Origin of the sequence: Harryflintia acetispora, from assembly GCA_004340125.1 — a bacterium.
Taxonomy (GTDB): domain Bacteria; phylum Bacillota; class Clostridia; order Oscillospirales; family Ruminococcaceae; genus Harryflintia; species Harryflintia acetispora.
Genome location: SLUK01000007.1, coordinates 125,526 through 138,847, shown reverse-complemented (window position 1 = coordinate 138,847; position 13,322 = coordinate 125,526). Strand labels below are relative to the sequence as shown.

Annotated in this window: 14 protein-coding genes and 1 other RNA gene; 10 read left to right on the top strand and 5 right to left on the bottom strand. The window is 62.2% G+C overall.

Annotated elements, in window-relative coordinates:
• The first annotated feature begins 16 nt into the window (after positions 1-16).
• From argS to EDD78_RS09135, 5 genes are all read left to right on the top strand, one after another.
• Positions 17-1,708 (top strand): arginine--tRNA ligase, encoded by a 1,692-nt coding sequence (gene argS / locus EDD78_RS09155; RefSeq protein WP_132084747.1) that lies wholly within the window; start codon positions 17-19, stop codon positions 1,706-1,708.
• A 223-nt stretch (positions 1,709-1,931) separates the two neighbouring features.
• Complete coding sequence (locus tag EDD78_RS09150) at positions 1,932-3,149, top strand: homocysteine S-methyltransferase family protein (protein WP_132084746.1); 1,218 nt, start codon at positions 1,932-1,934, stop codon at positions 3,147-3,149.
• 205 nt (positions 3,150-3,354) lie between these two features.
• A complete protein-coding gene (locus EDD78_RS09145; protein WP_132084745.1) occupies positions 3,355-4,176 on the top strand; it encodes a hypothetical protein in 822 nt (273 codons plus the stop codon).
• 21 nt (positions 4,177-4,197) lie between these two features.
• Positions 4,198-4,419, top strand: a complete 222-nt coding sequence (locus EDD78_RS09140) for a hypothetical protein (protein ID WP_079699987.1) — start codon at positions 4,198-4,200, stop codon at positions 4,417-4,419.
• Positions 4,400-4,711 carry a YbjQ family protein gene (locus EDD78_RS09135; protein ID WP_079699988.1) on the top strand — a complete coding sequence of 104 codons (312 nt, stop codon included), beginning with the start codon at positions 4,400-4,402 and terminating at the stop codon, positions 4,709-4,711. The genes EDD78_RS09140 and EDD78_RS09135 overlap by 20 nt, the downstream gene beginning before the upstream one ends.
• A 79-nt stretch (positions 4,712-4,790) precedes the next feature.
• On the opposite strand, the gene EDD78_RS09130 is transcribed toward EDD78_RS09135, so the two are convergent.
• On the bottom strand, positions 4,791-6,041 hold the full coding sequence (locus tag EDD78_RS09130) for a hypothetical protein (protein ID WP_132084744.1): 1,251 nt from the start codon (positions 6,039-6,041) through the stop codon (positions 4,791-4,793).
• Positions 6,042-6,352: 311 nt separating this feature from the next.
• Between EDD78_RS09130 and EDD78_RS09125 the strand changes: the two genes are divergently transcribed.
• Both EDD78_RS09125 and EDD78_RS09120 read left to right on the top strand, forming a co-directional pair.
• Positions 6,353-6,547: a DUF6774 domain-containing protein gene (locus EDD78_RS09125; protein WP_079699990.1), complete on the top strand. Its 195-nt coding sequence runs from the start codon at positions 6,353-6,355 to the stop codon at positions 6,545-6,547.
• 88 nt (positions 6,548-6,635) lie between these two features.
• On the top strand, positions 6,636-7,316 hold the full coding sequence (locus EDD78_RS09120) for a DeoR/GlpR family DNA-binding transcription regulator (protein WP_132084743.1): 681 nt from the start codon (positions 6,636-6,638) through the stop codon (positions 7,314-7,316).
• A gap of 307 nt (positions 7,317-7,623) precedes the next feature.
• Here the strand turns inward: EDD78_RS09120 and rnpB are convergent.
• Positions 7,624-7,975: RNase P RNA component class A (rnpB, locus tag EDD78_RS09115), an RNA gene on the bottom strand.
• 251 nt (positions 7,976-8,226) lie between these two features.
• On the opposite strand from rnpB, the gene gdhA reads away from it, so the two are divergent.
• Positions 8,227-9,579: an NADP-specific glutamate dehydrogenase gene (gene gdhA / locus EDD78_RS09110; RefSeq protein ID WP_132084742.1), complete on the top strand. Its 1,353-nt coding sequence runs from the start codon at positions 8,227-8,229 to the stop codon at positions 9,577-9,579.
• 86 nt (positions 9,580-9,665) lie between these two features.
• Here the strand turns inward: gdhA and EDD78_RS09105 are convergent, their stop codons facing one another.
• The 3 genes from EDD78_RS09105 to EDD78_RS09095 form a co-directional block, all read right to left on the bottom strand.
• Positions 9,666-10,535, bottom strand: a complete 870-nt coding sequence (locus tag EDD78_RS09105; protein WP_132084741.1) for a cation diffusion facilitator family transporter — start codon at positions 10,533-10,535, stop codon at positions 9,666-9,668.
• Between the two features lie 123 nt (positions 10,536-10,658).
• Positions 10,659-11,843, bottom strand: a complete 1,185-nt coding sequence (locus EDD78_RS09100; RefSeq protein ID WP_079699994.1) for a cation diffusion facilitator family transporter — start codon at positions 11,841-11,843, stop codon at positions 10,659-10,661.
• 83 nt (positions 11,844-11,926) lie between these two features.
• On the bottom strand, positions 11,927-12,406 hold the full coding sequence (locus EDD78_RS09095) for a metallophosphoesterase family protein (RefSeq protein ID WP_159449045.1): 480 nt from the start codon (positions 12,404-12,406) through the stop codon (positions 11,927-11,929).
• Positions 12,407-12,582: 176 nt separating this feature from the next.
• Between EDD78_RS09095 and EDD78_RS09090 the strand changes: the two genes are divergently transcribed.
• Complete coding sequence (locus EDD78_RS09090) at positions 12,583-12,816, top strand: hypothetical protein (RefSeq protein ID WP_079699996.1); 234 nt, start codon at positions 12,583-12,585, stop codon at positions 12,814-12,816.
• A 29-nt stretch (positions 12,817-12,845) separates the two neighbouring features.
• Complete coding sequence (locus EDD78_RS09085) at positions 12,846-13,322, top strand: hypothetical protein (protein WP_132084740.1); 477 nt, start codon at positions 12,846-12,848, stop codon at positions 13,320-13,322.

Here is a 13,322-nt window from a genome sequence, read left to right as displayed (position 1 = left end):
AGGAGGTAGAACTACGATGCACAATCCCGTCAAGCAGGCCACCGACCAGCTCGAAGCGCTGATCCAGGCGGCTGCAAAGTCCGCCATGGAGGACGGCTCCCTGCCAAGCTGCGAGCTGCCCGATTTTGTGGTGGAGATCCCCGGAGACACCAAGTTCGGTGATTTCGCCTCGAACATCGCGATGGTCTCGGCCCGCGCGTTTCGCATGGCCCCCCAGAAAATCGCCCAGGTAATTTTAGATCATCTCGATTTTTCGGATAGCCTTTTCGTGCGCGCCGAGGTCGCGGGCCCCGGGTTTTTAAATTTCTTCCTCGCGCCGCGCTGGTTCGGCTCGGTGCTGGAATGCATCGCCGGGGACGGGGACGCGTATGGCCGCTCGGACTACGGCAAGCAGGAAAAGGTCATGATCGAGTTCGTCTCGGCCAATCCCACCGGCCCCATGCACATGGGAAACGCCCGGGGCGGGGCGATCGGCGACTGCCTGGCCAGCGCGATGGACGCGGCCGGGTACGACGTGACGCGCGAATTCTACGTCAACGACGCGGGCAACCAGATCGAAAAGTTCGCAAAGTCGCTTGAAGCGCGCTACTTGCAAATTTACAAGGGCGAGGACGCCATCGAATTCCCCGAGGACGGTTACCACGGCGAGGACATCAAGGAGCGCGCGCAGGAATTTGCCGGCCTGCATGGGGACAAGTATTTAAATGTGCCGGATCAGGAGCGCCGCCAGGCGCTGGTGGACTACGCCCTGCCGCGCAACATTCAGAAGCTGCACGACGATCTGGAGAAGTACCGGATCGTCTACGACGTGTGGTTTAGGGAGAGCACCCTGCACGAGAGCGGCGCGGTGCAGGAGGCCATCGAAGCGCTCAAAAAGCGCGGGCTCGCCTATGAGAGCGAGGGGGCCGTCTGGTACAAGGCCACCGAGTTCGGGGCCGAGAAGGACGAGGTGCTGGTGCGTCAAAACGGCAATCCGACCTACTTCGCGGCGGACATCGCCTATCACTACAACAAGTTTGCGGTGCGCGGCTTCAGCCGGTGTATCAACGTCTGGGGCGCGGACCACCACGGGCATGTTGCCCGCCTCAAGGGCGCGATGGACGCCATCGGGCTGGACGGCTCGAAGCTCGACATCATCCTCATGCAGCTCGTGCGGCTGATGAAGGACGGCGAGCCCTACCGCATGAGCAAGCGCACCGGCAAGTCGATCACTCTCGGCGACATCCTCGAGGAGATCCCGATCGACGCGGCCCGCTTCTTCTTCAACATGCGCGAGGCGGGCTCGGCGCTGGACTTCGACCTCGACCTCGCGGTCGAGCAGTCGAGCCAGAACCCGGTCTACTACGTACAGTATGCCCACGCGCGCATCTGTTCGATCGAAAAGAAGCTGGCGGCCGAAAAGATCGCCTACGACCCCGCGAAGGCCGAGCTGCAAAAACTCACCGAGCCGGGCGAGATCGAGCTCATCCGCCGCCTTGCCGGCCTGCCCGGCGAGATCATCGAGGCGGCGCGCTCCTATGACCCCGCGCGGCTGACCCACTACGCCATCGACGTGGCCACCCTGTTCCACAAGTTCTACAACGCCTGCCGGGTGGTGGGCGAGGACACGGGGCTTATGCAGGCGCGGATCATGCTGTGCATGACCACCCGCCAGGTGCTGCGCAATGTGCTCCGGCTGCTCAAGATCAACGCACCCGAAACGATGTAAACGCTGCTGTTTCACAGCAGCAATAAAAAGTCTCTTGCAACCCATAACGAGTTGCATTTCGGCGCTACGCGCCGAACACGAGCCTTTTCTGGTAGCTTGCAGTCCAATGGGAGTGTAGTTTGGGCGCATAGCGCCCAAACATTCAGATTTTTCTGAACCGGCACTTTCTGCGTCCCCGGCCCATCAACCAACTTGTCATCCGTAAGGAGCTGAAAACGAAGCGATGAATACCCCTCCTCCCCGAAGGCCGCTGCTGCTCGACGGCGCGACCGGGACCAATCTGCTGCAGCAGGGAATGCCCCCCGGCGCCTGCACCGAGACCTGGGTCCTCGATCATCCGCGCGCGCTGCAGGACTTGCAGCGCGCCTACCTCGAAGCGGGCAGCGACCTGCTGCTCGCTCCGACCTTCGGCGCCAACCGGCTGCGGCTGCGCCAGCAGGGACTGAGCCTCCCGGTGATCGAGCTCAACGAGCGCCTCGTCGCGCTCACCCGCGAGGCGGCGGGCAGCCGCTGCCTGGTCGCGGGCGACATCTCAGCCACCGGCGAGCAGGTCGAGCCCTTCGGGGACCTGCCCTTCCTGGAGCTGGTGGACTGCTTTGCCGAGCAGGCCTTTGCCCTTAAGAGAGCGGGGGTGGACCTGATCGTCTGCGAGACGATGACCAGCCTGACCGAATGCCGCGCCGCCCTGCTCGCCGCACGGGAGACCGGGCTTCCGGTCTACGTCTCGGTGACGGTGGACGACAGCGGCCGCACCCCGCAGGAGGCCGACCCCATGGCCGTGCTGATCACCATGCAGGGGCTGGGCGCGAGCGCCTTCGGAATAAACTGCTCGGACTCCTCGCAGGGGCTCGAGGAACAATTTTTACGTCTGGCACCCCAGGCGAACATCCCCCTGCTTGCGAAGCCCAGCGCCGGGCTCTCCCCCGACCGCGTGCTCTCCCCGCGGGAGTTCGCCCGCACCATGGAGCGGCTTCTGCTGGCGGGGGTCACCATCGCGGGGGGCTGCTGCCAGACCACCCCCGCGCATATCCGCGAGCTGCGGCGGCTGCTGGACAGCTTCGACTTTTCGGCGGTGCGGATCGAGCGGGACGAACATGAGATCACCGCCGCCTGCGACGCGCAGAGCTTCTCCCTCGAGGAGGAGTTCGAATTCTCCGACGAGCTGCGCTGCTCGTTGGACATGTCGGATGAAATCCTCGAAATCGAGGACCGCGGCGAGGACGTGCTCCTCGTGCGGGTGCATACGGCGGAGGACGCGCACTTCTTCGCCCTCAACGCGCACATGGCCCGCCTGCCGGTCGCCTTCGTCTCGGACAGCGAGGAGGCGCTGGAGATGGCGCTGGTCCTCTACAACGGCCGGGCGATCATCGACTCGATGTCCGACCTGCCGCGCGAGATCCTGGAGCGGCTGGCGATGGGATATGGTGCAACCGTTATCTAGAATGCGCCTCCTTCCGGCAATCCGGAAAGAGGCGCATTCTTTTTCAAAAGCCCCTTGCGGTCTTTTGAGATTGATACCATCTAAATTCTTCCAGTTTTGTAAACCCGGTGTTAACTCATTGTGAATCCCGCGCCGCCGCGCTTGCAATGCCTCAAAACGGCTGTATAATAGGCTTATCGGCAGTTTTATCAAAAGGAGAATCCATATGAAACTAAAGAACTTGCTTGCAGGCGCGGCTGCGGCGGCGCTGCTTCTGGGCAGCGGGACGAGCGCCTTCGCGCTGCAGGATTATCACCAATATCTGCTGGATGACGAGGACATCCCCGAATACCGCTTCGAGACCCACAAACCAAACGCGGTCAGCGCGATCAAGACCATCCCGGGCGGGGAGGTCACAAGGGTGGAGATTAATTCCTCGAACTGCGGAATCGTGGTGGAGAAGGGCAGCGGCAAAAACTTCAAGCTGGATTACGTCGGGGTGGACGATCAGGACCTCTTCGAGGTATCCGCCGCGGTGGACCGCTATGGCAAGCTGACCATTTCGGTGGAGGCGGACGAGGACCTCGACTATGTCAGCGTTCCCAAGGGCTACCAGGTCAACGTGGTCCGCCTGACCATCCCGGACAAGGAGTACCAGAACTTCGCGGTCAACGACGCGGGCGGCGTGGTCTACCTGCCGGACATCAATTCCACCGTGCAGATCTCCTCCGACGAGGGGACGGTGCGGGTGGACGCCGAGGAGATGCTGCACTCCCGCCTTTACATCGAGGGCAAGGCCGCGCAGGTGCTGCTCAACGCCGACGGGTTCCTGGATAACGCCGACATTGCGCTGACCGACCACCGCAGCATGATCCGGCTGCGGCTGCGCGAGGCGCCCGAGAATCTCACCATCAACACCAGCGGCTGTATTGGGGATCGGGATTTCCCCGACGGCTACAAGCGCTACCGCACCACCATCGGGGACGGCACGCCGGTGCTCACCCTCTCCAACGAAGGGGAAACCTACATTGCGGAGTACAATTTTTAATTTTTCGGGGAGGGCGCGCCGATGAAACTGAAAAAGCTGATTGCGCCCATTATTATTACGGCGGTGCTGACCCTTTATTTTTTAGGCTTTGTGGCCGCTTGCTTTTTGATCGCCATGCCCTTCTGGATAAAGGCACTGGGCTGCCTGATCCCGCTGGCGCTGGCCGGCGTTTCCATCTATGTGCTGATCGAGAGAATCCATGAAGTTAGGAGCGGAGAAGAAGATGATCTTAGTCACTACTGAAACCATTTCCGGCAAGGAGCTCGAGATGCTGGGGCTGTGCCGCGGGAGCACCATCCAGTCCAAGAATATCGGCCGGGACATCACCCAGAGCTTCAAAACCCTGGTGGGCGGCGAGCTCAAGGCCTATACGGACATGATGAACGAGGCGAGGGCCCTGGCCACCAAGCGGATGGTCGAGGAAGCCGAGCAGATGGGCGCGGACGCCGTCGTCTGCATGCGCTACGCCTCGGCGGCGGTCATGCAGGGCGCGGCCGAGGTCATCGCCTATGGCACCGCGGTAAAGTTCAAATAATCCCTCTGTCTTTTATAAAAGAAACAGCCTGCCGCGGTGCCGCGGCAGGCTGTTCTGTTTAGTTCCCTGTTCACATGGCTCATTCTTTTTCGACTCTGAGCTTCGGCGCGCCCATATGGTCGTCCCATATCCATACCGTATCAAAATCGAAGCCGCTGTAGACAGTGGCGCGCAGGTCAGGGTTGGTCAGCTGCGCAGTTGTATAGCCTCTCGTCCCGGGCGGATTTTTCATATTGTATGCGCTGGCATAGGAGGCGATATTGGTGTTCCAGCAGCAGTTGGCATAAACCGTGCTGTAGCCGGCGGAATCAAATCCGCCGACATAGTGACAGCTGACCGAGGCCGGAAGGGCGTAACAGTTTGAAATAGTGGAAAATGCAAACGGATTCCCGTTAAGGCCGCCCGCACTCGCCGTCCTCTTCTGCCCGCCGATGACGACGGTGCCGTTGACATAGCAGTCCTCCATCGTGTTGTTGGCCTCGCCTAGCGCATAAGCCACCAGCGGGCCGGTATCCCCGCCGGCCCGCACCGTACCGCCGCGGGAAAAGCAGCGCCGCAGGGAGCTGGCATTGCCTATCTGTCCGATCAGTCCCGCCACATAATCCGAGCCGGGCGCATTGACATTGTAATCCTGTATCCCGAGGTTTTGGATCACCGCCCCGGAGACCAGGCCGAACAGCCCGCTGTATTGCATGGTGTTCCCCACCGTGAACCCGGTGATCTTGTATCCGCCGCCGTCGTAGGTCCCCGAAAAGGCTGCATAGCTGTTTCCCCCGATGGGGGTCCAGCTCCCATAGGCGCTGAGGTCAATGTGATTCACTTGCCGGAAGCTGCCGCCCAAATGCCGGTTGACATGCTGCAGCTGCTCGGATGCCCCGACCCGGTAAGGGCTTTTTCCACTTCCATCCCCCGCGTAAAAGGCACCCGCCGTCCCCGCCGGACATCCGCAGGACGGGCTGGTCTCAAAAGTTTTGACGAGCGTCGCCTCCCGGTCAAATGCTTCCCGCCCCGCCGGGGCGCGCGCCGTCACCTCCAGCGTCCAGGTGCTCGGGCCGCTCACGTCGTAGCGCAGCGGCAGATAGACGGTTTGCCGGGCGCTCCCCGCCGTATCCACCTCGGCCGTCACCTCGGGCGCGCCCGACGCTCCCTCCCCCTCGTAGAGTGCGAAGGTGTAACTGCCGGTGCGGGGCGAAGGGGTAAAGGGAATATACACCCCGTAGTCGCAGTCATAGCTCTCCTGGACCCGTACCGCCGCACCCCCGGCCGCGCCGGCCGGCACAGACCAAATCAGCGCTAGCGCCAGGATCGGCGCAAATGCTTTCCTGTTCAATGGTTTCCCTCCCTCATAAATGACCGCCAGATAAGCTTTCTATCGGTCATGCGGGAAGAGAGGGACAGGCACGGAAGTATGTATTCACTTGCAAAATCCTCCAGAAGAGGATATAATTGGGATAAGTTTGAAAAAAGCAAGGGATTTGCTCCGCTTTTCCTGGGAAGGGAGCGGAAGTATGCCAACAAGAAAGCTTATCTCGCGGTCATTTATAAAGCCACCCGTGAAGAACAGCCTGCCGCGGCAGGCTGTTCTTTGTCTTCCCTTCTGTCCACCCTCCCGGGCGAATAAGGATATACGGGGGGATTACTATGAATCCAAGCGAGCTGGCCGCCGCCGTGGCCGCGACCGCCATCACCATCGCCAACAATACCCCGACCGAGGACCTTCTTCTGCTCGGCTCGGTCTTCGTGCAGCTGGGCGAAACGCTGGAGACCATTGCGGTCCAGCGGGAATACCTCAGCCGCAAGTGTGGCGAAAACATGAACAAAAATGAAACAATTTGAATTCTGTTGAAAGGCCGAGGCCTTCCGGCTATAATAAAAGGGAGGGGGCGCATGCCCTCACATCCCATCCGAAAGGCATGAAACGGCTATGATTCCCTATCTGCGCAAAACCAAGATCATCGAATATCTCTCCCAGCATGAGATTGCTTATATTGCGGAAATGACCGAGACGCTGGGCATCTCGGTCTCCACCGTGCGCCGGGACCTCTCCACCCTCGAGCAGGAGGGGCTGATCGTCCAGCTGCGCGGGGGCGCGGCCAAGCTGGCCCGCGCCGAACCGGCCCCGGCCGCGGCGGTCTCCCCCCCGGCGGAGGGGAGCGAGCTGGCCCGGAGGGCGGCCGAATTCGTGGAAGAGGGGGATGTGATCTTCCTCGATGCGGGAGCGGACTGCGCCGCCATTCTGCGCTTTCTGGGCGAGAAGCGGGTCACCATCGTCACCGCCAGCCTGGCGGTGGCCCTGGCGGCGGGGAGTGGGCGCTCGTGCATCCTGCTCGGCGGCGAGGTTTCCCCCGCCGCGCGCACGGTGGGCGGGTCGCTGACCGAGCGGATGATCTCCACCTTCTACTTCGACCGGGCCTTTTTGCAGGCCGAGGGCTACCTCCCCGAGGAGGGCGCCTATGTCTGCGACCTGAAGGCGGCGCACCAGAAGGCGCTGGTCAAGTCCCGCAGCCGGCACACCTATCTGCTGGTGCCCCCGGGCTGCGAGGGGCGGCGCGCCTTCTGCCTGGCCGTCACCCCCGAGGACTGCACCGTGATCTGCGAAGCATAGCAAGCGGACCCGCACAATTGTGCGGGCCTCGGTTTATCAAACCCGCCCACCTATTACAGGGTTCCAAGGGGGCGGCGCCCCCTTGGCGGGGAGTTTGAGGGCGAGAAGCCCTCATTAAGACGTAAAAAGCGCAGGAGGGGTGAATCGGAGCGCCACTGGAGCTCCGGGAGGGGAACCCCCAAGAGGGGGACCCCCTCCCTTTGCGCCAATTGTCAAGTGATTCGTCATCGAAAAGCTACGCGGGCCCGCACTAAGGGCACCCTCATGGGTGCGCCCTTAGTGCGGGCCCGCTGTTTTTCCAAAAATTCCACCGACCAGGTCTGTAAGCCGAGTTCTGTATTTGACGACAATCTATCTTGTTTGCCCGTCGCCGGGCAAATCCAGCCACCTACCCGAGGGCGCGGCGGGCCGCCGCTTTATGCCCTCTATGCGGTGTTGCTCCGGATAGGGTTTACATGGCCACACAGTCGCCAGTGTGCCGGTGAGCTCTTACCTCGCCTTTCCACCCTTACCGCGCAAAGCGCGCGGCGGTATCTCTCTGTTGCACTGTCCCTGGGGTCGCCCCCGGCTGCCGTTAGCAGCTATCCCGCCCTGCGGAGCTCGGACTTTCCTCACACGCGGCCTTTCGGCGCTGCGCGCGCTGCCGTCTGGCCTGCTCGATGGAATATCCCCATTATAACCCATCCGCGGGGAAAGCGCAACCGGGATGCCTCCCAATCCTGCATTGCTTGAATTATTTGCAGGGCAATCCTGCAAAATAACCATCAAAAACCATAAACCTGCGGCCAAACCGCTTGTACAGGATGTGCGGGTCATAAAAATATTCTCGTCCTGCAATTTTTATATTGCAAAATTGCAAATTTCTGCTTATAATAGTATATATACAAAGAATATTAAAGGAGTGGTTCCCATGGCATTCAAAAACTCGTACCTGAAGAAGGTATATGACGACGTCGCCGCAAGAAACAAGGGTGAGACCGAGTTTTTGCAGGCTGTGGGCGAGGTGCTTGAATCCCTCGAGCCAGTCGTCGAGCAGAATCCCGACATCATCAAAACCGGCGTGATCGACCGGATCGTGGAGCCGGAGCGCTTCATCCAGTTCCGGGTCTCCTGGGTGGACGACGCGGGCAACGTGCGGGTCAACCGGGGCTTTCGGGTCCAGTTCAACTCCGCCATCGGCCCGTATAAGGGGGGCCTGCGCCTGCACCCCTCGGTGACCGGGTCGGTCATCAAATTCCTCGGTTTCGAGCAGACCTTCAAAAACTCCCTGACCGGGCTGCCCATGGGCGGCGGCAAGGGCGGCTCCGACTTCGACCCCAAGGGCAAGTCGGACGCGGAGGTCATGCGCTTCTGTCAGAGCTTCATGACCGAGCTGTGTAAACACATCGGCGCCGACACCGACGTGCCCGCCGGGGACATCGGCGTGGGCGCGCGGGAGATCGGATACATGTACGGGCAGTATAAGCGCCTGCGCAACGAGTTCACCGGCGTGCTGACCGGCAAGGGCCTCACCTTCGGCGGCTCCCTCGGGCGCACCCAGGCGACCGGCTACGGGCTGCTCTACCTCACCGAGGAGATGCTCCGGTGCATGAAGAACGACTCGGTGGCCGGCAAGACGGTGGTCATCTCCGGCTCGGGCAACGTCGCCATCTACGCGACCGAAAAGGCCCAGCAGCTGGGCGCCAAGGTGGTCGCGCTCTCCGACTCGGACGGCTACATCCACGACCCCGACGGGATCAAGCTGGATATTGTCAAGGACATCAAGGAGGTCCGCCGCGCGCGGATCAAGGAATATGTGCAGAGCGTGCCCACCGCCACCTACACCGAAGGGTGCACCGGGATCTGGAGCATCCCCTGCGACGTGGCCCTCCCCTGCGCCACCCAGAACGAGCTGGACGGCGCGTCGGCCGACAAGCTGATCCAGGGCGGCGTTACCGCGGTAGCCGAGGGCGCCAACATGCCCTGCACCCCCGAGGCGGTGGAAAAGCTGCAGGCGGCCGGGATCCTCTTCGCGCCCGCCAAGGCGGCCAACGCCGGAGGCGTCGCCGTCAGCGGGCTGGAAATGAGCCAGAACTCGCTGCGCTACGGCTGGACCTTCGAGGAGGTCGATTCCAAGCTGCACGACATCATGCTGGGCATCTTCCACGCCGCCTACGACGCCAGCGAAAAATACGGCAGCGCCGGCAACCTCGTGATGGGCGCCAACATCGCCGGCTTCCTCAAGGTGGCCGAGGCGATGATCGCCCAGGGCGTGGCCTATTAAACCGCTATCTCCTACATTTCCATATCTGATTATCTAAACCACCAGGAAGGGCGGGCACTGCGGTGCCCGCCCTTCCTGGTTTCTGCCTACAAGGCGTTGACGTGGACGGTGCAATGCTTGAGCGCCGGGAACTCCCGCTCGAGCGCGACGTGCACTCCCTCGGCGATGGCGTGCGCCTGGTAGAGGGTCATCGAGCCGTCCGCTCCGATGGCGACGTCGGCATAGAGCCGCGAACCGAAGACCCGGGTGCGCAGCTCATCCAGCGAGAGGACCCCCGGCTGCGCGAGGATAGCGGCGCGCATGCGCGCTGCAATCTCCTCATCGCAGGCGCGGTCGGTCAGCCTGCCGACCGAATCCCGGGCGATCCCGAAGGCCGCGCGCAGGATAAAGAGCGCGATCACCGCCGCGGCCAGCGGATCGAGCAGCGGGAACCCCAGGCGCGCGCCGAAAATCCCAAGGAAGCTGCCCACCGAGGAGAGCGCGTCCGAGCGGTGGTGCCAGGCGTCGGCCATCAGCGCGTCCGAGCCGGTCTTCTGAGCGGCGCGCTTGGTGTAGCGGTACATCCACTCCTTGACCCCGATCGAGAGCGCCGCCGCCCAGAGCGCCAAAGCCCCCGGCACCTGCAGCGCGCCGGGATTCAGGACATGGCGCACCCCCTGCACGCCGATCAACAGACCCGTGAGCGCGAGCATCCCCGCGAGCAGGAGCGCCGCGACGCTCTCCAGCCGCTCATGCCCATAGGGGTGGTCCCAATCCGGTTCCTTCCCCGCCAGGCGCACCCCCACCATCACCACCAGGGTGCTCAGCACGTCCGACGCGGAGTGGACCGCGTCCGACAGCATGGCCCCCGAATGGGCCAGGAGCCCCGCCATAAACTTCAGCGCCGATAGCAGCAGGTTGACCCCGATGCTCACCCGGGATACCCGGAGCGCCACGCGCTCGTCACACTTTTTCATTTTTCGTCCTCCCCGCTTCCCTGCCGGAGGGCGAGAGAGGCACACCCGCAAACGCGGATGTGCCTCTCTCGCCCGCTGTGGCAGGGGTCTTTCCCCATCCTATGCGCGAGGAGGGGAGAAGGTTCAGCAGCCGGTGGCCGAGGTGTAGCTGCGGTCGAACGTGACGACGGTATAGTAGTAGCCGGGGTCGAGCTCCTCCACCGCCTGCTGGATCTGCTCGCCGAGCTGATGGTCGCTTTGACGAAAGCCCACGGGCACCACCACATCGAAGATCAGGTTGGTGTGGGTTTCGCCGAAGACCACCCGAAAGTCGTGCATTGAGAGGGCGGGGTCGATCGCGCGCAGCTTGCCGCGCACGAATTCGCGCAGCTCGTTGATCGCCGGGTCGTCGGTCACCACCGGGTCGAGGTGGATGACCAGGTGGATCCCCATCTGTGCGAGCACCTCGCGCTCGATGTTGTCGATCACGTCGTGGCTTTTGAGGATATCCTCCTTGGCCGACACCTCGGCGTGCACGCTGGCGTACCAGTTGCCCGGCCCGTAGGAGTGGACCACCAGGTCGTGCACCCCCAGCACCTCGTCATAGGAGGTGATCTTTTTCTCCAGCGCCTGCACCATCCCGGGGTCGGGCGCCTGGCCGAGCAGGGGGCTGACCGTCTCGCGCGCCAGCCCCAGGCCGGAATAGAGGATGAAGAGCGCCACCGCGACGCCCATGTAGCCGTCGATCTGCAGGCCGGTGAACTTGGCGAGCGCCGCGGCGAGCAGGACCACCGAGGTGGTGATCACGTCGTTGAAGCTGTCCTGCGCGGTCGCCAGCAGCGCGGCGGAATCGATCCGCTTCCCGACCCGGCGGTTAAAGAGGCCCATCCAGGCCTTGAGCAAAATCGAAAGCAAAAGCAAAAAAAGGGCCAGCGCGCTGATGGTCACCGGCTCGGGGTGCAGAATCTTTAAAAAGGAGGAGCGCAGGAACTCCACCCCCAGCAGCAGGATCATGAAGGAGACGATCAGCCCGCCGATGTACTCGGCGCGCGCGTGCCCGAAGGGATGGCCCTCGTCCGCCGGGCGCCCCGAAATCCGGAAGCCGATCAGGGTGACCACCGACGAGCCCGCGTCCGAGAGGTTGTTCACCGAGTCGGCCATAATGCTCACGCTGCCCGAGACGGTGCCGATCAGGAACTTACAGAGAAACAGCACCGCGTTGCAGCAGATGCCGACCAGCGAGGAGAGCAGCCCATACCGCCCGCGCACCTTGGGGTCGCCCAGCTGCCCGCTGTCCTTGATGAAATGCCGTATCAAAAACTCCGTCATCCGTTTGTCCTCCCTCAAAAACACAGCAGACAGGAGCGCCCCTGCCTGCTGCCCGCCCAAGAGACGGGGTTGGTATATCTCACTTATCGAAGCTGCACCAGGTTGCACAAAATCTGCCCGTTTTGAATCTCGATCACCGCGTACCCCCGGGACGTGCCCCGCGGATGGGAGAGGCTGCCGGGGTTTAAGAGATGGAGCCCCTCGTCATAGCGGTAGTACTGGCAATGCGTATGCCCGAAGAGCACGATAGCCGCGCCGAGGCGGCGGGCGTTCTGCTCGAGCTCCTCCACCGAATATTTTACCCCGAAGCCGTGCCCGTGGGTGACGAAAATCTTGACCCCTCCCGCATCGATCAAATCCACCTGCGGGTCGCTGGAATATAGGTCGCAGTTGCCGCAGACCGCGCGCAGCGGCAGCTCGGGATAGAGCGAGCGGATGTCGTCGAGCTCCCGCTCCCCATCGCCGGTATGAATAAACAGGTCGGTGCTGTCCATCTGCTGCTCGATCAGCTCGCGCAGGCCCATGAAGTCACGGTGGGTATCCCCCACTGCCACAATTCTCATACTGATTTCATCCTTTGCTTTCGCGTCATACATACCTATAATTTATCATAAAATGTAGGGAAATAAAAGGTTTTTCACAAATTAACTCCCGGCGGCATAGCATGGTGTAAGAAGCCGGTGGAAAGGAGTTTTTTGTGATGAATCAGAATAATCGGGGGCCGTCAGGCGGCCCAAATATGTCCCAGCAGGCCATGAACAGCCTCTTGGGTATGGCCGGGCAGAAGCTGGGGAAAAATCCCCAGCAGCTTCGCCAGCAGATCGAGGGGGGCCAGGTCAAGGACCTGCTCGGGAACCTCGATCCGCAGAAGGCCGCCCAGGTCAACCAGCTGCTGAACAATCCCCAGCAGCTCGAACAGTTCCTCAATTCCCCCCAGGTCAAGGGACTGCTCGGAAAACTCATGCAGAAATAACAGACTAAAAACGGAAGGCGGGTGCGCGCATGGAAGATATGGCTTCGGCCCTCGGTTCTCTTCTGAACAACCCCCAGACCATGCAGCAGATCATGAACCTGGCAAACCAGCTGGGACTGGGGGGAGACGGCGCCGCCCCCGCGGCGGACGCGCAGCCGCCCGCCGCACCGCCTCCCGCACAACCCGCGCAGCCCCAGGCACAGCCCATCCCCCCTTTGCAAAACCTGTTTACCCCGCCGCCCGCCCAGCCCGCGGCGCCCAACGCGGCCGCGAACCTCTTGGGCAGCCTGGATGTAAACACCATCGCAAAGGTCTCGCAGATTTTGCAGGGGCTCAATACCCGGGACTCCAACGTTGAGCTGCTGCTCGCGCTCAAGCCCCATTTCGGGGAGAAGCGGCAGAAAAAAGTGGACGACGCGATCCGGATCATGCAGCTGGTCAAGATGCTCCCCCTGCTCAAGGAGACCGGCATCTTCGGCAACCTGTTTGGTGGTGATGATGGCTGA

Excerpts from the sequence above, each read along its gene's own strand:
- argS (WP_132084747.1), top strand. The coding sequence starts at position 17 with ATGCACAATCCCGTCAAGCAGGCCACCGACCAGCTCGAAGCGCTGATC.
- EDD78_RS09150 (WP_132084746.1), top strand. The coding sequence starts at position 1,932 with ATGAATACCCCTCCTCCCCGAAGGCCGCTGCTGCTCGACGGCGCGACC.
- EDD78_RS09145 (WP_132084745.1), top strand. The coding sequence starts at position 3,355 with ATGAAACTAAAGAACTTGCTTGCAGGCGCGGCTGCGGCGGCGCTGCTT.
- EDD78_RS09140 (WP_079699987.1), top strand. The coding sequence starts at position 4,198 with ATGAAACTGAAAAAGCTGATTGCGCCCATTATTATTACGGCGGTGCTG.
- EDD78_RS09135 (WP_079699988.1), top strand. The coding sequence starts at position 4,400 with ATGATCTTAGTCACTACTGAAACCATTTCCGGCAAGGAGCTCGAGATG.
- EDD78_RS09125 (WP_079699990.1), top strand. The coding sequence starts at position 6,353 with ATGAATCCAAGCGAGCTGGCCGCCGCCGTGGCCGCGACCGCCATCACC.
- EDD78_RS09120 (WP_132084743.1), top strand. The coding sequence starts at position 6,636 with ATGATTCCCTATCTGCGCAAAACCAAGATCATCGAATATCTCTCCCAG.
- gdhA (WP_132084742.1), top strand. The coding sequence starts at position 8,227 with ATGGCATTCAAAAACTCGTACCTGAAGAAGGTATATGACGACGTCGCC.
- EDD78_RS09105 (WP_132084741.1), bottom strand. The coding sequence starts at position 10,535 with ATGAAAAAGTGTGACGAGCGCGTGGCGCTCCGGGTATCCCGGGTGAGC.
- EDD78_RS09100 (WP_079699994.1), bottom strand. The coding sequence starts at position 11,843 with ATGACGGAGTTTTTGATACGGCATTTCATCAAGGACAGCGGGCAGCTG.
- EDD78_RS09095 (WP_159449045.1), bottom strand. The coding sequence starts at position 12,406 with ATGAGAATTGTGGCAGTGGGGGATACCCACCGTGACTTCATGGGCCTG.
- EDD78_RS09090 (WP_079699996.1), top strand. The coding sequence starts at position 12,583 with ATGTCCCAGCAGGCCATGAACAGCCTCTTGGGTATGGCCGGGCAGAAG.
- EDD78_RS09085 (WP_132084740.1), top strand. The coding sequence starts at position 12,846 with ATGGAAGATATGGCTTCGGCCCTCGGTTCTCTTCTGAACAACCCCCAG.